Below are 17,595 nucleotides of genomic sequence, written 5' to 3' on the forward strand. Positions count from 1 at the left end.
ACCTCTGGAGATACGCATGGACTCAGGCAACGGCCTGCCGTCGACGGGATTCGCGGGACTGCTGGTCGGGCTGATCGCCCTGGCTGTGACGGGCGTGGTGGTCGCCGTCGCATGGATTCGCCGCCGGCGCTCGAGCGAGAGCTGAGCGTCGCGGTTCTGATCCCCGCCCACAACGAGGCGGGAATCGTCGGCGGGGTGGTGCGCTCTGTGCTGCGGCAGACGCACCGCCCCGCCGCGGTCATCGTCATCGCGGACTCCTGCACGGACACGACCGCGCAGGAGGCCGCGGCCGCCGGCGCCCGGGTCATCGTGACCAGCCACGCGAGCAAGGCCGCCAACCTCAACGAGGGCCTGGCCCTCATCACCACGGACCTGGTCGTCGGGATCGACGGCGACACCGAGCTCGCGGCCGACGCCATCGAGCACATGGTCGCCACGATCGCCGCCGGCTACGACGGCACGTGCGGCGCCGTCCTGCCGCACCCGAGCCAGCCGCGCACCGCCACCGTGCGGGCCCGCTCCATCGAGTACGCCCTCGCGCGGCGGCTCAACCGCCCGGCTCAGTCCGCGCTCGGGCGGCTGCAGGTCCTGTCCGGCGCCGTCTTCTGCTACCGCGTCGACGCCGTGCGCGCGATCGGTGGGTTCCCCGTCGACGTGCCGATCGGCGAGGACGGCGAGCTCACCTGGCGGCTGCAGGGCGCCGGCTACAAGCTCGGCTTCACCCGGGCGGCCGCCGCCTGGACCACCGAGCCCGAGACCTGGGGCGTCTACCTCGCGCAGGTGCGCCGCTGGGCCGCGAGCTCCGCGCAGATCCTCGCGCGGCACCCGCGCCAGCTCCTGCACCCTGCCCGCGCCCTCATCGTCGGCGCCTGGCTCTTCGACCTCCTGGGCGTGAGCGCGTCCTTCGCCCTGGCCCTCATGCTCGGCATCGTCAACGGGCCCGGCGCCCTGGCCGGCATCAGCGTCATCACGCCGATCGTCGCCGCGACGTCCTTCGCCCTGGCCGCCGCCGAGCTCGGCGTACGGCAGGCCCTCACCTGCACGCCCGCGGCGATTCTCGCCGCGCTCCTGGTCCGCTGGGTCTACATCTGGGCCCTGTTCCGCGAGCTGGTGCTCGGCATGCACCTGGTCGCGTGGACCGGCCGCCAGGGGCGCCGAGCTCAGCTCACGCCCATGACCGACCGGCGCCGCTGGACGCTCACGCTCCTGCTGGGCGTCACGGCCGCGGCCGCCGTCCCCTCCCTGCCCTGGCTCGCCGGCGCCCCGCTCGCGGCCGCCGCCCTGGCACTCATCGTCATGGCCGCGTGCGCCTCTCAGCGCACCCGCGGCCGCCACTCCCTGACGGCCGGCCAGGTGCCGGTCGAGGCACTCCTGGAGGCCCGATGACCTTCGAACTGGCCGCCGTGCTCATCGCAGGCGGCGCCGTACTCCTTGTCGTGGTCGGGATGTGGCTCCCGCCCACCCTGCACCACATCGTCTGGCGCGTGCGTGGCAAGGAGGTCCCGCCCGCGCCCGTCAGCGAGGACGTCCTCAACGAGTGGGCTGAGACCTGGGCCCAGGACCAGGACAGCTGGCTCGAGCCGGTCCGCACTGGCGACCGCACCGCCGAGCGCACCCTTCGCAAGTCCTTCACCGAGCGCGGACTCCTCCCCGCCAAGGCCGCGATCCGCAAGGCCCGCCGCGGGAAGCGCGGGAGGGCTGCCTGATGCGTCCCAACCTGGCGGGCCTTGACCCGGCCGACATTCGGCACCACATGAGCGATGCGGAGGCCTGGCTGTCCTTGGGCTCTGTCGAGCTGCGCGCCTGGCGCTTCAACCGGAGCGACCTCCTGGAGTGCATCGCGCTGGCCGACGCGCTGAGTGCGCACGCCGGAATGTGGCGTCGGGACCTCGAGGCGAGTCTTGAGGCGCTCGACGCCGGGATCGAGGACCGGGCGGTGATCAACCCGGAGCCCATCGTCGAGATCGTCGGCGCGCAGGCCACGGCGGTCATGGAAGCTCTCGTCCCCGCCGCGGTGCTCGAGCGCCCTGCCGTCGAGGCCGGCCAGCGCCTGTGCGCGTGCGGTGAGGCGATCGGGCCCGCGACGCCCGAAGAGGTCGAGCACGCCGCGGTGGGCGTTCCCTTGCCCGATGTGAGCAACGAGTGCGCCCGCTGCCGCTCCAAGGCGCCCGCCACCCTCACGACGGTCATGACGGCCTGCCCCGCTCACGGCAAGGTCCTCGACTGGCGTGAGGACGCCTGGCGCCACCTCGACGACCTCGAGCCCTGCGACCCGCCCGCTGAGACACCGCGCAGGAGCCTCGATGTCCTCTAGCGCCCTCGCCATCGTCATCCTGGCCAGCTCCCTCACCTACATGATCCTCGACGGGCTCTTCGACTTCGGACTCGCGCGCAGCCTCCAGCGCCTGGCCGCTGGCGGCACCGGGCGCCTGCGTCGCCGGCGTCGACGCCCGCGTTGTCGGCGGCGCGGGTGCGAGTGTCGGACACGACGGCTACGCCCGCTCACCCGGGTCAAGCTGCAGAGCCTCGTTGACGAGTCACTGCCCGACGACCGCTATGGCCCCCTGATCGACTTCTACGAGGGGGAGCGGTGAGCTGGGGAGCGCGCCGTACGGCGCCCGTCCAGCTCCTGCGCGGCACCGGCTTGCGCCTGGCAGCCAACGCCCGGCACGGCTACGCCGTCCTGGGCCTGGTGGCCTGGCTGGTCGGCGCGGCCGCCGTCACCACCCTGGGCGGTGGCGCATGAGCGTGCTCATCGTCGCCTGGCCCCTGTCCGGCTCCTCCGTCGAGATGGCAGCGTCCATGGCCCGCTCCTGGGCCAGCAGTCGCCCCCACCTCAAGCTGCCGCACCCGCTCCTGGTCGTCACCGCGCCCGAGGTCCCCGTCGAGCTGACGCCGGACTTCGTCCGCGGTGAGCGTCGCACCCTGACGCCCGGCCGGCGCATCCTGCACGGCCATCACGGGTGGCTGGAGGGCTGCGACTGCCGTACCTGCCTCGCGGGCCACGCCGGCTACCTCGCCGGCCTCCAGGGCCGCCAGGAGCTCACGCCGTGACGCCCACGAACCGCCGGTCCCAGGCATCTGGGGGGAGGCCGCGGACCGGCGGCGCGGCCTGGCCGGTGGCCTTACCCGCCACCGGTCAGGCCCGCGCCCTCCTGGACCGGACCGCCGCGGATCGGGACCCGCGGCGGTCCACCAGGACTTGACCAGCCGATCGCCAGCACACAGCCGGCGATCCACCGCGTGGGCCTGCCGCGACCGAGGGGGACGCGGCGGGCCCACTGCTTTGCCACTGACGACCACTTGAGGGGGAGCTGTGAAAGAGCCTGAGGCGCTGCCTGAGGACTGGCCAGACCACGAGGACCCGGACGGCCAGCAGGACGCCGTAGAGACCGGCTACGAGAGCGACAGCGACGGCGACTACTTCGCCCGGGTCATGTACTACGTCCTCGACCATCCGGCGCTCGCGGGACGCGACGGGCGCTTGGCGAAGGACGCCTACATCTGCCTGGTGCGCTTCGCGAACTGGTCGAGCCGCAAGACGAAGGCGACCAGGGAGAAGCTCGCGGCCGTCATGTCGATCTCCACCGACACCTTTGACCGCGGAATTCGGTTGCTCGAGAAGGCCGGAATTGTGGAGGTCGTGAAGGCCCGTGACGCCCAGGGCCGCTGGCGGACGTCGAGGTACGTACTTGTGGACACATCGGGCGCTCGCGCACGGCGCCGGATCATCGAGCTTGAGCGCGAACTGGAGGAGACCCGCGCGGCGGCAAACCGGACATCTGAAGCGTCACCGCAGGTCGAGTCCACTCCGCAAATTGCGGCTCCGACAGTCGAGCACGAAGATCGCGAATCGGGCAGCCATTCCGCAAATTGCGGAACGGTCCAGTCCGCAGATTGCGGAACCGTCCACTCCGCAAATTGCGGACAGTATCTAGAGAAGGTTTTTACTACTAGAGAAGAAGAAACTGATCAAGAAGAAAAACAAGAACCTGTTCTCGCCGTAGGCGCCGATACGGTCCGTACCGCGCGGGCCTCCGCAACGGCGCCTCCGGCGAAGAAGGAAGATCTTCAGCAGGTGGCACGGGCGACCTTCGCCTCGATCTCCCGCCGCTACGCCGACGCCCTGCCATCCATCCGCCGCGCCATGATCGCCCGCATCGAGCGTGAGATCGGCGCCGGACTGGGCCCAGGGGCGATCATCACCTACGCCCGTCGTTTCGCCGACGACGACACCCTCCCGCTCGACAAGCACGCCCACCGCCTGGACCTCACGCTCAGGCGCCTGCACGCCGACATCAAGGCCGGCGACGCCTGCCGCGAGTGCGGCCACGACCCCGCCGACCGCTTCGGCCCCCTCTGCGACGCGTGCAGGCCCGACCGGAGCGAGCTCACCGAGGAAGAGCTCGCCTCCATCGAGTCTGCGATCAAGAGCTTCCTCGAGAGCGAGCCCGCATGAGCGGGCCCCTCCTGAGCATCACCGTCTACGGCACGCCCGTGGGCCAGGGCGCCATCAGCCACAACCGCCGCGGCCGCGGCTACCACAGCAACGGCGCCAAGCTCCTGCCCTGGCGCGCCCGCGTCGCCGCGGCCGCCATGGAAGCCGCCGGCACCCACCGGCACATCCCGCCGATCACCCCCGGCAGCAGGCCCTCGGGTCCGTGTCAGGTCTGCAAGCTCCGCAAGGCCCGACACGGCCGCTTCGACGGCGCGCTGTGGATCGAGATTGAGATCCTGCTTCCCCCGGTGGCCAGCGCTCCCGGCCGCCGCTGGCCGACCACGCGCAGCAGCTACGACTGGGACCACCTGGCCCGCGCGGTCTGCGACGCGCTCGGCGAGGCCAGCATCTGGAACGACGACTCCCAGATCGTCTCGGGACTCCTCAGCAAGCGCTACGCAGGCCTCAACGACCCCCAGGAGCGCCCAGGAGCCCTCGTACGCGTCTGGAGGGCCGATAGCTGATGTCGTGCGGTCACTGGACGGGCACAGGCCGTTGTGGACGCCCTCAGACGCGCCTGTACTCCATCGGGCGGCGCTGCGACGACCACACCCCCGCCGCCATCGCCGGCACCCCCGAGCCCGGCCGTACCGCCACCTGCGCACCCCTGCGCTGCTACTGCGGAGCCTGCCCATGAGACCCAGCCCCCGCGAGATCAAGAGCTGCCAGGACTGCCACCAGTCGATCCTTTGGACCACCACCCGGGCGGGCAAACGGATGGCCGTCGACGTCACGCCCGTCGACGACGGGATCACGGCCTGCTACCGCGACACCGCGAGCGTCTGGCGCTCCCGCGATCTGCGCGCCGCCGGCGCTCTGCCCCCCGCCGCCTGGGAGACCCGGCACACCCCGCACGTGCTCACGTGCGAGGCCCTCAAGCCCGTCCAGGAGTTCATCCCCGGCATCGCCCCCGTCCTGCACCTCAACACGCGTCGACGCCGCCGGCCTCGACGCTGACTACCAGCCAGGAGCCCTCATGAAAGAGATCACCCCTGCCGCCCTCATGCGGAAGGTGTTCGCCGCCTACCAGCGGCTACGCCGCCGGTCGAGGCCACCTACGCCAGCGCCGAGCAACCTCGTCACGATCATCCACTGCCGCCCTGGATGCGGCGCCGCGCACGTCCTCACGAGCGACGACCTGGACGCCGGCGGCGCGCTGTGGCCGTTCGAGTGCTCATGCGGCGCCACGCTCCCGAGGATCGAGGCTGACGCGTGAGGCTTGAGCTCAACACCACGGGCGACGTCGCCCGCCTACGCCTGCCCGCTCACACCGATGACGGCCAGGCCGTCACCGTCAGCGTGCCCTGGCCGGTCTGGCGCGCAGTCACGACCCACGCGGAGAAGACGCTCGGACCGACCCTCGAGAGAGCGCCATGGATCGCCGAGATCGCGCTCGGCATGACCCAGCACGCGGCGCGATGGGGTCTCGGACCCCGGCACCATGACGGCACCTGCGCGGAGGACTGGGCGGAAGACGCTCAGATGACCCGCGATGAGGCCACCAAGGCCGCGCTGGAAGGCGAGCTCACCTGGGCTCACACCGTGATGGCTGGCTTCTACGCCGTCCTGGCCACCGAAGAGCCCGCCGAGCTCCGCGCCGCCCTGGCCGTACTCGCTGGCGGCGCCGCCAACTGGATTACCGCTATGGATGCGAGAGACACAAATGCACCAGCTTGAAGTCACACCAAACCTGGACCTAGAGCCCTGGGACCTCGACCAGGAAGCTGTTGTTGAGGGACTCACGGAGCGCATTGGGCTCCTGCCCGGCGGCATGACCACCGGCCGCCTCGCCGTCCTCGTGTCCATCCGCCTGGCCGACCGTCAGTCCGTCATCGGGTGGACCAGCTGGGAGCTCTGGCAGCAGGCCCAGCACAGGCTCGTCAGCTCGCCGGCAGCTCAGATCGACCGGCTCGAGAGCATGGGCATCGAGGCGCTCATGACCGACCTCGAGGCCACTGCTTACAGCAAGCGAGCCATCGAGGAGTACCAGGCGCGGCTACGGGCGGAGGGCGTCCGCTCCTTCGCCGAGCTGCTTGAGGCCCAACCGATGCCGTATCCAGTGCACACCAGCGTGTGCGCTGCGATGGCCAGAGGGCACGCCGAGATGCTGGAGGCGCAGGCCCATGACTGAGCGCACCCCACCTCGGATCATGGCCAACCCACACCCCATCGCCGCCCAGATCGAGCGGCTGAGGAAGACCAAGGGCTGGACCCAGCAGCAGCTCGCTGACGCGGTCCCGTGCTCGCAGAGCCTGATCGTGCACTGGGAGTCAGGCGTGCGCATGCCCAACCTGCGCACGCTCGAGGCCGCTCTCAAAGCCCTGGGCCACGTACTCGTAGCTGTCCCCGACGCCGAGCTCGGTGGCATCCCCTGCAGAACCTGCTACGGGCAACCACCGCTCGGATTTCTGTGCACCACATGCGCCGCCGAAGGGACGTACTGACATGGGCAGGTACCGCGGTCCATACGGCAAGGGCTACCGGCGAGTCCTCGAGGCCAAGCGCCGCCAGGAGGCTGACGAGCGCAACGGCATCGCACCCATCGAGCGGACCAAGAGCTTCCGCCGCCTGGTCGAGACCGGACGGCTCAAGCCCGTCGAGGTGAACGACGTAAACGACTGGTGGCCCGCCACCCCGACACCGCAGTGGTTCAACAGCATCGTCAGGTGGTTCTCCGCGGCCAAGGTCGAGATCGACGACACATATCGATACGAGGTCTACTGCGTCAACAACCAGCTCATCGCCCGCTTCTTCCAATACGCCCGGGAGGCGGACGGACGGGTTGCCGTAGACCTCCAGCGTGAGGAGATCTGCCGTCGCCAGCCCTTCCTGGTGGCCGTCGACGAACTGCCTCCGCCCGTGGAGACGTACGTGCCCACGAGGGCCGTGTGACCCCAGCGGAGGAGATCGACGATCTGCTCTCCGAGCTCGCGCACCTCATGGAGCGGCTCGGGGAGCTCTTCGCCGAGCCCGTCGCCGACCCCACCCAGGGGTCGGCTCAGCATCACAAGGTGACCGGCAGTCCGGAGCCCTGGCACAAGGAGGCCGCGGCCGCCTACTTCGACGCCCACGCAGGCCTGCGACGCATCGAGGGAGATCTGATCTACGTTGTATCGGGCGCCTCTCGCCCAGGACGTCCCGGCTCGGACGTACACACCCGCGCGGCAAGCGCCGCGATCAGGCGTCTGGTGCGCGGAGTGCCTGACGAGCTCGCGCGCATCGTGCGAGACGAGCTGGCCCGCTGGGTCGAGGCGGCCAAGCAGGTCGGCGACATCGGCGAGGCGGAGCGGTGGGCGCCGATCCACGTACCGCGCGGGCAGCTGCCCCCGGCCTGCCCGCACTGTGGAACCTTCAGCCTGCGCGTGGCCGTGGAGTCCCGCCGCGTCATGTGCTGGCTGACCCGCTGCGTCGACGACGCCGGCCGCCGACCACAGGGTCACCTCGAGCGCTCCCGCTACAACCTCGACACCGCCGTCATCCGCTGGGTCGACGGCAGCCAGACCTACTACCGCGAGGCGACATGACCAAGCACAAGACCGAGACCATCGTGCGCGTCTTCGACGAACGCGATCATCTCGTCACCGAGACGGTCACCGTCACCGTCACCCACCAGCCAGAGACCACGCAGGAGGAGGCCCTCGTTGGCATGTACCTCTGACGGTTGGACCCTGTTCGAGGCAGAGGTCCAGCTCGATCCAAGAATGACACAGACCGAAATTCGGTCCATGATCACCCTTTTCGGGATCAACCCGTGCGGCCAGTACCGACCACCCGGCCGCCGCGGCCGTGCATACGCCACCTACAGCCCCACGCTTCTGATGCATGCGCACGCCATCGTTGTGCGCGCCCGAGTTGACCTCAGCCGAATTGGCGTGAGCTAATTGGCCCTGGCGAGCCATGCCCGAAACCAGGCGGCTCCGACACCCGAACCCCTCCGCGCGGCGGCGCTCTACGCCTACTGTTCGAATCCTCATTCGAACGGGTACGTTCGGCAAATGCCTACCGATCTGCCCCCACTTGTCTGGAATGGCGGCCGTCGCCGCTACCTCCTGGCCTGGGAACGCCGCTCAGATGGCTGGTGGGCACACCTGCACCACCTCGAGATCAGCCCCGAACCAGCCTTCAGCCTCGCCGACGTCTTCGTCACCGTCGACGACTGGCAACCCGCGGCCGCGGTCGAGCAGATCGTCGGCCAGGACTACAGCAAGGTCGGCCGCACCAATGCGGCACCCGAGGACTGCCTTTAGGGAAACGTTCGCAGTGGCCAGCACGTCCCGGCCAAGTGGGGGCGTGCTGGTCGGTCGGGCGTGTGGGTGCTACTTGGTTAGCTCGTTCACCAGCCAGCCGACGACTCCGCCCAGCGGAAGGCTGACCGCGGCAATGCGTATGTCGTCCTGCTTTCGTTTCCAAAAGCTCGGCCTTTGCTTCGCTTCGACATTGATCAGCACGGCTGCGCGGATTCGAGACAATATGAATCCCAGTGGAGCTGCGACGAATAACGCAATGTAGAGAACCGTATGCGTTGTAGGGATGTAGTAGTCCGTAGATCCGATAGGGATGTTCGGGTTGAAGCCCACGGTGGATTCAAAGAAGGCAAGCAGCATCGCGAGGATCAGCATCCCCATAGGCAGGTAGAGCCAGAGCCTACTGCGTTGCGTGGGCATGAAAGAGCCGTCTTTTGAGGCTAATGACGGGCCAGGCAATATGAAGGTAAGGCGTCGCCGTCGCTTACAGATCTCTCGTACTCGAGCTGATACGAGAAACACGGTGGTGTTTGGCTCCGTTAGGGCCATGAAGGTGCGATCAGGCCCTAGGTAGACTTCGATCTTGGCGCTGCTGGCGCGTGCAGTCAGCGAGACGTACTCGAGGCGCTCAGGCATCGTGGCAAAGTCCTCTGGAAGGTCCGCCTCGACGCCATCGTTGCTCTCAATCTGAAGATCGCCGATCTCGGCAACCGCCGTCGCGATTGCCTCCAGATCTTCGCGGAACAATCGAACACATCCCAAAGGGTGCATCTCGACGCGCGTCTTGGTACGCCGAACAGTCATGGTCTGATGCTGCATGAAGTGGGCCCGCGGAGAAACCAACGTGTTCCAACTGCAATACATCAATTGAACGCAATCGGTATGAGCTGAGCCCAGGACAGAGATGCCTACTGCACCACCCACTCGCTGCGCTCGTTGCCGACAGCTTCACACCACCGGCCGGCGACTGTGTTCCGACTGTGCTCGGGTCGCTGACGGCCGACGACCCAGCGCCGCGCGGCGTGGGCTCGGTGCCGACCACCAGCGCGCGGCGGCCGCGGTGCTTGAGAGCGCTGGACACTGCGCGATCTGCGGGCTCCCGCCCACGGCCGACGACCCACTCACCGCCGGCCACATCGTCGACCGCCAGCTCGGCGGCAGCAACGACGTCAGCAACTACCAGCCCGAGCACCTCAGCTGCGGATCAGCCAAGCGCGCGCTCGGCACCCATATCGTGCTGGTCACAGGCCCACCGTGCGCAGGCAAGACCACGTACGCCGAACACCACGCCCGGCCAGGCGACCTGGTGCTCGACCTCGACGCCATCGCTCGGCAGCAGGGCAGCACCAGGTACTGGCACCACGACCGCGCCACCCTGGCAAGGGCAGAGCAGGTCATGCGCCGAGAGATCATGCGCCTCGCAGCTCGACGCAGCGGACGCGCGTGGATCATCCGGTGCGTGCCCGATGGCGGTAGCCGTACCGGGCTGGCCCGCCTGGTGCGTGCCGACCAGGTCGTGGTGCTCCTGCCTCGTGGCTCGACCTTGGTGAGGCGTGCGAGGCAGCGTCCCGACACCGTCACGACGATCCACGCGATCAACGAGTGGCTCGAGCGCTACACCGAGGGCCCGCTCGATGAGGTGATCAAGGCCTGGCGACGCTAAACGATCACAAGCGGCAACGCTCTGACCTGCGGTGATGTAACGATCACCCGCCCACCCCCCGGCCTGTTTTCCCAGGTCAGGGGGGGTGCCCGAGACCGCCGTCCCAACGCCGCATTTTTCGTCTCAGAATTCCAACTTTTTCGGTGAGGAGGGCTCGCGATGGCCGCGAATCGAGGACGGAAGCCCGCACCGGCGGGCCTCAAGCTGGTCGAGGGCCGCGGGAACGGCAAGGACTCCGGCGGCCGCGAGGTCGTGCCCCCGCCGGCCTTCCGCCGGCTCCCGCCCGAGCGTCCCGCGGACCTGTCCGAGACGGCGGCCACGATCTGGGATGAGTTCGTGCTCGAGCTGCAGCGCCTGCAGCTCCTCAAGCCCGTCGACGGGCCCGCGCTGCAGATGGCCTGCGAGGCCTACGCCCGCTGGTGCGAGGGCAGGCAGCTCCTGGCCGCGGAGGGCATGACCTACCTCGCGCCGTCCGGGCTCACGAAGGTGCACCCGATGGTCGGCGTGGTCGAGCGTGCCAGCGCCGAGTTCCGTGCCTGGTGCGCCGAGTTCGGGCTCACCCCGGCCGCGGAGGCCAAGCTCGTGTCACCGGCCGGTGACGACGATGGCGCAGAGAACCCCTTCGCCGGCACGGGCTGACCGTGGCCGGCGGCAAGCCGGCGTCGACGAAGACGCGCGGCCGCGGCTACCTCCCGTCGCCGGCTGAGCTCAAGCGGCTCAAGCTCTCGCCCGAGGTCGCCTGGTACCTGATCGATCGCGGCATCCCGCTCCCGGACTGCCCGCCGCGGTGGAAGACACCGGAGGCCGGCGAGCTCCTGAAGACGGCGCGCTTCGACCCGGAGCGCGTCGACCGGGTCCTCAAGGCTTTCTCGCTCCTGAGGCACACCAAAGGCAAGTGGGCTGGGAAGCCGCTGACCCCGGACCCGTGGCAGATCGCGTACGTGATCGCGCCCGTCTTCGGGTGGATCAAGAAGAACCGCGCCGGCACATGGGTTCGGGTCGTCAGGGACCTGTACGTCGACGTCCCGCGCAAGAACGGCAAGAGCACGCTGTGCGGTGGCCTGGGCATTTACATGACCGCCGCGGACGGCGAGGGCGGCGCCGAAGTCATCGCCGCGGCGACGACGAAGGACCAGGCCGGCTACGTCTTCGGCCCGATCAAGCAGCTGTGCGAGCACTCGCCGGCGCTCAAGCCGTACGTCAAGGCCCTCGCCGGAAAGATCATCCACAAGGCGAGCAAGAGCACCTTCAGCGTGGTTTCCTCCGTCGCGGAGAGCCTGCACGGCGGCAACATCCACGCAGGCATCATCGACGAGCTCCACGTCCACAAGACGGGGGATTTGGTCGAGGCGATCGAGACCGGCACAGGCTCGCGTGAGCAACCGCTGATCGTCATCATCACCACGGCCGACGATGGCCGACCGAACACGATCTACGCCCGGAAGCGTGCGCGCATCGAGGAGCTCGCGCGCCGCGTCATCCGGCACCCGTCGACGTACGGCGTGGTGTGGGCCGCGGACCCGAAGGACGATCCATTCGCGCCGGCCACATGGAAGAAGGCGAACCCCGGGTTCGGGGTGTCGCCCACGTACGAGTACCTCGAGAAGGTGGCCGCGGAGGCGAAGCAGGACCCCGCCGTGCTCGGCAGCTTCCTGCGGTTGCACCTGGGCCTGCGCACCAAGCAGGCGACGCGCTACATCACCCTGGAGGACTGGGACCGTAGCGCCGGCATCGTCGACGAGCGAGCACTCCGCGGCCGCCCCTGCCACGGCGGCCTGGACCTGTCCAACGTCGAGGACATCACCGCGCTCGCCTGGCTCTTCCCAGGCGACGAAGGCAGCTACCAGGCCGTCTGGCGTTTCTGGCTCCCCGAGGATCGACTCCGCGTCCTGTCGAAGCGCACGGCCGGCGCCGCGGAGCTCTGGGTCCGTGAGGGCTGGCTCAAGCTCACCCCCGGCAACGTGATCGACAACGACGCGATCCTGCGCCAGATCGACAAGGACGCCCGCGCCTTCCGCGTCCAGACGATCGGTTACGACCGCTGGGGAGCCACCGACGTCGTACGACGCCTCGACGACGGCGGAATGACGTGCGTGGCGATCGGCCAGGGCGTGGCCTCGCTCAACGATCCCCTCAAGAACACGCTCAGGCTGATCAAGTCCGAGCTCCTGCGCCACGGCGGCAACCCGATCATGCGCTGGATGATCGACAACCTCGCCACCGTGGCCAACCCGGATGGCCTGGTCAAGCCCGACAAGGCCAACTCCGGCGACAAGATCGACGGCGTGTCTGCCCTCCTCAACGCCATGAAGGAGTGCATGGACGCCGAAGCCGCGGCCGCGCCGCCGGCCACTGCGCCGGCCGCCCAGGCCGCTGGGGGAGAGCGCGACCTGTGGCGCCCCACATCCCGACTCGGCATCTGAATGGAGGCTCGATGCGCGTACGGCTCACGCCAGCCGCGATAGGCGACCTGATCGGCGCGACCGGCCTGGTCTGCCTGGTGATCGCCGCTGGCGCCCTGCTGGGCTCCTGGTGGTGGTCGCTGGCCGCCCTGGGCCTGGTGCTGGTCGGCATCTCCTACAGCGTCCACACGCGCGTGACCGCGGGCGGGTCGGCGGCCGGCGACATTGACGCGGTGCTCCGGGCGGTGTCATGAGCTGGCTCTGGCCCGCGCGGCGCGCCGTCGAGGCCACCGCCCAGCAGGTTGCCGTGACCGGCGCGGCGGCCAGCTCGTGGAATCACGACCCCCTCGACGGCGACGCCGGATGGAAGCCCGCCGGCAGCCGCGGCCGCCCCGTGCCCGACTGGACGCTCGAGCGCAGCCGCATGTACTCCGTCGCCGCCTACCGCTGCAACCCGATGGCCCGCGCGATCATCGACACCTACGTGGCCTTCGCGGTCGGCGACTCTGGCGTCACCTTCCAGGCCACGAACACGCAGGTGCGCCAGGTGGTCGAGGAGTTCTGGCGCGACCCGCGCAACCAGATCGCGGAGGGCCAGGAGCTCGGACTCCGGAGCCAGCTCCTGCTGGGGGAGACCATCCGCGAGCTCATGGTCGGCGAGCTCTCCGGTGTGGTCCGCTACAGCCCAATCGATCCGACCGCCGTGGTCGACGTGCGATGCCGCGGCGGCAATCCGCTCTGGCCCGAGGTCCTCGAGCTGCGCGCCGATGCCGTCTCGGTGACACGGCGCGTGGCCGGCGTCGACGACACCACCGGCCTGCGCGACGGCGAGATCATGTTCTGGGCGCCATTCCGCTCGCTCGAGACCGACATCCGGAGCCTGCCCTTCCTCACGCCGGTGCTCGACTGGCTCGACTCCTACGACACCGTCCTGTCCAACCTGATCGACCGCACAGCCCTGGCCCGCTACATGGTGTGGGACGTCACCGTCGAGGGCGACCAGCCCGCCGTCGACAAGTTCGTCCGCGACCGCGGTGGTCTCCACGTCCCGCCATCGGGCAGCGTCGAGGTACACAACAGCGCGGTCAAGTGGGAGGCCAAGAACGCCCAGACCGGCTCGTACGAGGACACCAACGCGGCGCGCTCGGTGCTCACCTCCGTGGCCGCTGGCGCCGGCCTGTCGAAGGTGTGGCTCGCCGAGCCCGAGGACGCCAACCGGGCGACGTCGCTGACGATGGCTGAGCCGGTACGGCGCCGCGTGCAGGGCGTCCAGAAGATCTGGCTGGCCTACCAGACCGAGTTCACGCGCTTCGCCGTCGACCGCGCTGTTGCCGCTGGCCGGCTCCCGCGCACGGTCCAGGCGTCCGATCCGAAGACCGGCGAGTCCTACGAGATCCCGGCCTCGCAGAGCGTCGTGGTCACCGGCCCGGAGATCGCGGCCGCTGACAGCCAGGTCACCGCCCAGGTCCTGCTGAACCTGTCGACCGGCATCGAGCACCTGGTCGCCGTGGGCGCGCTCACCCGTGAAGCGGCCGCGGTGGCCGCACGCAAGGCGTGGGAGGACTACATGGGCATCCCCTACAGCGCCGACCTGGGCAAGCCGGATGCCGACCTAGACGACGTCGCGACGGCCGTCGACGACGCAACCACCACCGCGAAGGCTCAGCTCAAGCTGGCCGCCGTGGGCAACTCGTAAGGAGCGAGGATGAGCAAGGCAGACGACCGGGCGGCCGAGGCGCGGCTCAACGAGCGGCAGCACTACGCCCAGAAGCTCGGCATGAAGGTCTCCGAGATCCTGAGCGTCCAGGTCGACGACGAACGAGCGCTCGTCACCACGCACGACGGCCAGCGCGTCCTGGTCACCGACGACGGGGTCTTCCCCTACGACGACGCCCAGCCCGTCGCCGCGCCGGCGACGGATGAGACCGCCGTCGACAACCCGGCCGGCCCGATCGAGCCGGCCGTCGACGGCGCGATGACGAACGCCGCCGGCAGCCGGTCGGACACGAGCGGATCGTCGCCGGCGGTCGACGGCACGATCGAGCAGATCATGACCTGGGTCGACGGCGACGCCGAGCGCGCCCGCGAGGCCCTGTCCGGCGAGCTGGCCAAGGCCAAGCCGCGCCCCAGCCTGGTCGCCCAGCTGCAGAAGATCCTGGACGGTCAGGAGGACGGCCAGGGCCAGGGTGAGGGGGAGTGACCCAGCACGACCTGAGCACGTGCCCAGGGCCTCCCACGTGCGGCGAATGCGCCCAGCAGGCGTGCACGGAGGCCTTCCAGGAGGTCGCCGGCAGGCCTCCCGTGGGTGAGATCCAGTGCCCCCGCTGCGGCCAGCGGTTCGGGCTCGGTGAGCGCGTCCAGGAGTCCGCGCCGGTCTCTGAGGCGATGATCGACGGCGAGCGCTCATTCGACGACGTCCGCCAGCTGGTGCGCAAGGCCATCGCGGACCGGCTGCAGGGCCAGCTGGGCCTGTCCTACGTGTGGGTCTACATCAGCGACCTCACCGGCGCCGCCGTGGTGTACGCGGCCAACGACGACGACCTCTACCAGTGCGACTACGCGATCGACGCGGCCGGTGTGGTGACGCTCGGCACGCCGGTCAAGGTCGTGCGCACCTATGCCCCCGACCCCGCGGCACCCTCCGAGGCCGCGGGGTCGGGCACCAGCCCCGATGTCGTCGAGACGCGCGTCCAGGTCGCAGCCGGCGCCCGCGTCATCGAGGCGAAGGGCACCGACGCGGACGGCGGCCGGATCTTCCGGACCCGGATCATCGCCTACGGCGACTCGAAGAACGGTCGGCGGTATCCCGAGTCGGTGCTGCGCGCCGCGGCGCCGCTGTACGAGGGCGCGAAGGCCTTCGACCACCACAGGACGGAGGCGGAGCTCGCCAGCGGCACGATCGTGGGGCTGGTCGGGCACTTCCGCGCCGTCGAGGCAGAGGCCGACGGCCTGTATGCCGATCTCCACCTGTTGCCGTCCTGCACCCACGCAGCGGAGGCCCTCGACGCCTCGCTCGGCGCCCAGGCCGACGACCTGGACCCCGTCGTCGGCCTCAGTCACGACGTGATGGCGCTGTTCAAGCCCATCAGCGAGGGCGGCCGCCGTCTCCAGGAGGCGACGGCCATCACTCGCGTGTACTCCGCTGACCTGGTGGCCGACCCGGCCGCCGGCGGCAAGGCCTCCCGCGTGCTCGCAGGAGGCATCGACCCGGGCGCGGACACCGACCTGCCCGACCACACGAAGGAGGAAACCGTGCCCCCGACTCTCAAGGACATCCTGGGTGCCCTGAAGGACGCGACACCGGAGGAGCTCGCGGCCGCCGGCCTCGCCAAGGCCGCGCCGGCGAAGGAGACCGACAAGCCCGAGGAGCCTGCGGTCAAGGCCGTCGAGGTCCAGGAGACCCCGCAGACCAAGGGGAGCTTCCTCGCCGGTCTCATGGTCCGCCAGCTCGTGACCGATGCGGGCCTGCCCGAGTCGGTCGTCGAGGCCGTCACCACCGCCCTTCCCGAGCGCTTCACCGAGGCCGACGTCGCCACGCAGATCGCCGCGATGAAGGCCGGCCTCGCGCTGGTCGAGCGCGCCGGTCTGACCCCGACCGTCAGCGTCCAGGTCACCAAGGAGACCCACGACAAGAAGATCGCGGCGCTCGACGCGATGTTCGATGGCAACTACCGCGAGGGCTACCGTAGCTTCCGCCAGGCCTACGCCGACTTCACCGGCCGCCACCCCAAGGCCTGGGATGAGGACTACAACAGGCAGATCCTGCGCGAGTCCATCGGCGGTTTCTACGACTCGGCGGCGCGCTCGAGCGAATCGATGAACAGCGCCACCTGGGACCAGGTGCTCGGGGACTCCATCACCCGCCGCATGATCCGGATGTACTCCCAGCCGAGCCTGCAGACCTGGCGCCAGATCGTCTCGGAGATCACGCCGGTCTCCGACTTCCGCCAGCAGCGCCGCGAGCGCATCGGCGGCTACGGGCTCCTGCCCGTGGTCGGCGAGGGCGCGCCGTACCAGCCGCTGCAGTCGCCCACCGACGAAGAGGCGACCTTCGCGGTGATCAAGCGCGGTGGTACCGAGGATCTGACGATGGAGATGATCGCCAACGACGACCTGCAGCAGGTCCGCCAGATCCCGCGTCTGCTGGGCCTCGCCGCGGCGATCACCCTCTACCGGTTCGTCTGGGACGTTCTGCAGACCAACCCGGCGACCACATACGACGCCACGGCGCTCTTCCACGTCAACCACGGCAACACCGACTCAGCGGCACTCTCGCAGTCGGCGCTGACCGTGGCGCGGCGCAAGATGCGCAAGCAGGCCGCGTACGGCAACGCGGTCAACATCCTGTCCACCGTGCCCAAGTTCCTGGTCGTGCCGTCCGAGCTGGAAGAGCTCGCCTGGCAGCACAGCGTGTCGCCGAACGCGATCCCCGGCGCCGCCAACGACCCGGCCGACCGGCCGAACCTTCACCGCGGGCTCGAGCCCATCGTGATCGACTACTGGACCGACGCCAACGACTGGTTCGAGGTCGCCGACCCCAACATGTGCCCGACCATCGAGGTCGGTTTCTACCAGGGCCGCGAGGACCCGGAGCTGTTCACCCAGGCGGACCCCAACGTCGGCAGCATGTACAACGCCGACAAGGTCACGTACAAGATCCGGCACATCTACGACCTCGTGGTCCTGGACCACCGCGGTTTCTACCGCGGCACGCAGTGACCCGAGCTCGACCCGCCAGGCCATCCACCCGAGGGCGCCGCGACCACCGCGGCGCCCTTCGCCGTACCA

Annotated in this window: 26 protein-coding genes; 25 read left to right on the forward strand and 1 reads right to left on the reverse strand. The window is 69.6% G+C overall.

Going from position 1 to position 17,595, the window contains the following annotated elements; genetic code table 11:
- Window positions 1-16 precede the first annotated feature (16 nt).
- The 18 genes from HNR30_RS49785 (at window position 17) to HNR30_RS43490 (ending at window position 8,745) form a co-directional block, all read left to right on the forward strand.
- Complete coding sequence (locus HNR30_RS49785) at window positions 17-145, forward strand: hypothetical protein (protein ID WP_281389986.1); 129 nt, start codon at window positions 17-19, stop codon at window positions 143-145.
- Window positions 112-1,386, forward strand: a complete 1,275-nt coding sequence (locus tag HNR30_RS43410) for a glycosyltransferase family 2 protein (RefSeq protein ID WP_181616072.1) — start codon at window positions 112-114, stop codon at window positions 1,384-1,386. Before HNR30_RS49785 ends, HNR30_RS43410 begins: the two co-directional genes overlap by 34 nt.
- Window positions 1,383-1,706, forward strand: a complete 324-nt coding sequence (locus HNR30_RS43415; protein ID WP_181616073.1) for a hypothetical protein — start codon at window positions 1,383-1,385, stop codon at window positions 1,704-1,706. Before HNR30_RS43410 ends, HNR30_RS43415 begins: the two co-directional genes overlap by 4 nt.
- Before the next feature lie 47 nt (window positions 1,707-1,753).
- Entirely contained in the window at window positions 1,754-2,314 is a 561-nt protein-coding gene (locus tag HNR30_RS43420) for a hypothetical protein (RefSeq protein WP_181616074.1), read from the forward strand.
- Window positions 2,304-2,594, forward strand: a complete 291-nt coding sequence (locus HNR30_RS43425) for a hypothetical protein (protein WP_181616075.1) — start codon at window positions 2,304-2,306, stop codon at window positions 2,592-2,594. Before HNR30_RS43420 ends, HNR30_RS43425 begins: the two co-directional genes overlap by 11 nt.
- Window positions 2,591-2,746, forward strand: a complete 156-nt coding sequence (locus HNR30_RS43430; protein WP_181616076.1) for a hypothetical protein — start codon at window positions 2,591-2,593, stop codon at window positions 2,744-2,746. Before HNR30_RS43425 ends, HNR30_RS43430 begins: the two co-directional genes overlap by 4 nt.
- Window positions 2,743-3,054: a hypothetical protein gene (locus tag HNR30_RS43435; protein WP_181616077.1), complete on the forward strand. Its 312-nt coding sequence runs from the start codon at window positions 2,743-2,745 to the stop codon at window positions 3,052-3,054. The genes HNR30_RS43430 and HNR30_RS43435 overlap by 4 nt, the downstream gene beginning before the upstream one ends.
- A 262-nt stretch (window positions 3,055-3,316) precedes the next feature.
- Window positions 3,317-4,459, forward strand: a complete 1,143-nt coding sequence (locus HNR30_RS43440; RefSeq protein WP_181616078.1) for a hypothetical protein — start codon at window positions 3,317-3,319, stop codon at window positions 4,457-4,459.
- A complete protein-coding gene (locus HNR30_RS43445) occupies window positions 4,456-4,962 on the forward strand; it encodes a RusA family crossover junction endodeoxyribonuclease (protein WP_181616079.1) in 507 nt (168 codons plus the stop codon). Before HNR30_RS43440 ends, HNR30_RS43445 begins: the two co-directional genes overlap by 4 nt.
- Window positions 4,963-5,131: 169 nt before the next feature.
- A complete protein-coding gene (locus tag HNR30_RS43450; protein WP_181616080.1) occupies window positions 5,132-5,455 on the forward strand; it encodes a hypothetical protein in 324 nt (107 codons plus the stop codon).
- A gap of 19 nt (window positions 5,456-5,474) precedes the next feature.
- A complete protein-coding gene (locus tag HNR30_RS43455; RefSeq protein WP_181616081.1) occupies window positions 5,475-5,714 on the forward strand; it encodes a hypothetical protein in 240 nt (79 codons plus the stop codon).
- Window positions 5,711-6,175 carry a hypothetical protein gene (locus HNR30_RS43460; protein ID WP_181616082.1) on the forward strand — a complete coding sequence of 155 codons (465 nt, stop codon included), beginning with the start codon at window positions 5,711-5,713 and terminating at the stop codon, window positions 6,173-6,175. Before HNR30_RS43455 ends, HNR30_RS43460 begins: the two co-directional genes overlap by 4 nt.
- Window positions 6,162-6,629 carry a hypothetical protein gene (locus HNR30_RS43465; RefSeq protein ID WP_181616083.1) on the forward strand — a complete coding sequence of 156 codons (468 nt, stop codon included), beginning with the start codon at window positions 6,162-6,164 and terminating at the stop codon, window positions 6,627-6,629. Before HNR30_RS43460 ends, HNR30_RS43465 begins: the two co-directional genes overlap by 14 nt.
- Window positions 6,622-6,942, forward strand: a complete 321-nt coding sequence (locus HNR30_RS43470; RefSeq protein WP_181616084.1) for a helix-turn-helix domain-containing protein — start codon at window positions 6,622-6,624, stop codon at window positions 6,940-6,942. The genes HNR30_RS43465 and HNR30_RS43470 overlap by 8 nt, the downstream gene beginning before the upstream one ends.
- Before the next feature lies 1 nt (window position 6,943).
- Entirely contained in the window at window positions 6,944-7,390 is a 447-nt protein-coding gene (locus HNR30_RS43475; protein ID WP_181616085.1) for a hypothetical protein, read from the forward strand.
- The gene (locus HNR30_RS43480) at window positions 7,387-8,022 is read left to right on the forward strand and encodes a hypothetical protein (RefSeq protein WP_181616086.1); all 636 of its coding nucleotides are present in this window, start codon (window positions 7,387-7,389) and stop codon (window positions 8,020-8,022) included. Before HNR30_RS43475 ends, HNR30_RS43480 begins: the two co-directional genes overlap by 4 nt.
- The gene (locus tag HNR30_RS43485) at window positions 8,019-8,156 is read left to right on the forward strand and encodes a hypothetical protein (RefSeq protein ID WP_181616087.1); all 138 of its coding nucleotides are present in this window, start codon (window positions 8,019-8,021) and stop codon (window positions 8,154-8,156) included. Before HNR30_RS43480 ends, HNR30_RS43485 begins: the two co-directional genes overlap by 4 nt.
- 337 nt (window positions 8,157-8,493) lie before the next feature.
- A complete protein-coding gene (locus HNR30_RS43490; RefSeq protein ID WP_181616088.1) occupies window positions 8,494-8,745 on the forward strand; it encodes a hypothetical protein in 252 nt (83 codons plus the stop codon).
- 69 nt (window positions 8,746-8,814) lie between these two features.
- On the opposite strand, the gene HNR30_RS43495 is transcribed toward HNR30_RS43490, so the two are convergent.
- Entirely contained in the window at window positions 8,815-9,546 is a 732-nt protein-coding gene (locus HNR30_RS43495) for a hypothetical protein (RefSeq protein ID WP_181616089.1), read from the reverse strand.
- A 256-nt stretch (window positions 9,547-9,802) separates the two neighbouring features.
- On the opposite strand from HNR30_RS43495, the gene HNR30_RS43500 reads away from it, so the two are divergent.
- From HNR30_RS43500 to HNR30_RS43530, 7 genes are all read left to right on the forward strand, one after another.
- On the forward strand, window positions 9,803-10,405 hold the full coding sequence (locus HNR30_RS43500) for an AAA family ATPase (protein ID WP_181616090.1): 603 nt from the start codon (window positions 9,803-9,805) through the stop codon (window positions 10,403-10,405).
- A gap of 159 nt (window positions 10,406-10,564) precedes the next feature.
- Entirely contained in the window at window positions 10,565-11,044 is a 480-nt protein-coding gene (locus HNR30_RS43505) for a phage terminase small subunit P27 family (protein WP_181616091.1), read from the forward strand.
- 2 nt (window positions 11,045-11,046) lie between these two features.
- The gene (locus HNR30_RS43510) at window positions 11,047-12,828 is read left to right on the forward strand and encodes a terminase large subunit (RefSeq protein ID WP_181616092.1); all 1,782 of its coding nucleotides are present in this window, start codon (window positions 11,047-11,049) and stop codon (window positions 12,826-12,828) included.
- A gap of 11 nt (window positions 12,829-12,839) precedes the next feature.
- Complete coding sequence (locus HNR30_RS43515; RefSeq protein ID WP_181616093.1) at window positions 12,840-13,061, forward strand: hypothetical protein; 222 nt, start codon at window positions 12,840-12,842, stop codon at window positions 13,059-13,061.
- Window positions 13,058-14,503 carry a hypothetical protein gene (locus tag HNR30_RS43520; protein WP_181616094.1) on the forward strand — a complete coding sequence of 482 codons (1,446 nt, stop codon included), beginning with the start codon at window positions 13,058-13,060 and terminating at the stop codon, window positions 14,501-14,503. Before HNR30_RS43515 ends, HNR30_RS43520 begins: the two co-directional genes overlap by 4 nt.
- Before the next feature lie 9 nt (window positions 14,504-14,512).
- A complete protein-coding gene (locus HNR30_RS43525) occupies window positions 14,513-15,007 on the forward strand; it encodes a hypothetical protein (RefSeq protein WP_181616095.1) in 495 nt (164 codons plus the stop codon).
- Window positions 15,004-17,526, forward strand: coding sequence for a phage major capsid protein (locus tag HNR30_RS43530; protein ID WP_181616096.1), 2,523 nt, complete (start codon window positions 15,004-15,006; stop codon window positions 17,524-17,526). The genes HNR30_RS43525 and HNR30_RS43530 overlap by 4 nt, the downstream gene beginning before the upstream one ends.
- Window positions 17,527-17,595: the final 69 nt, after the last annotated feature.

This window comes from Nonomuraea soli, from assembly GCF_013761175.1.
GTDB lineage: Bacteria > Actinomycetota > Actinomycetes > Streptosporangiales > Streptosporangiaceae > Nonomuraea > Nonomuraea soli.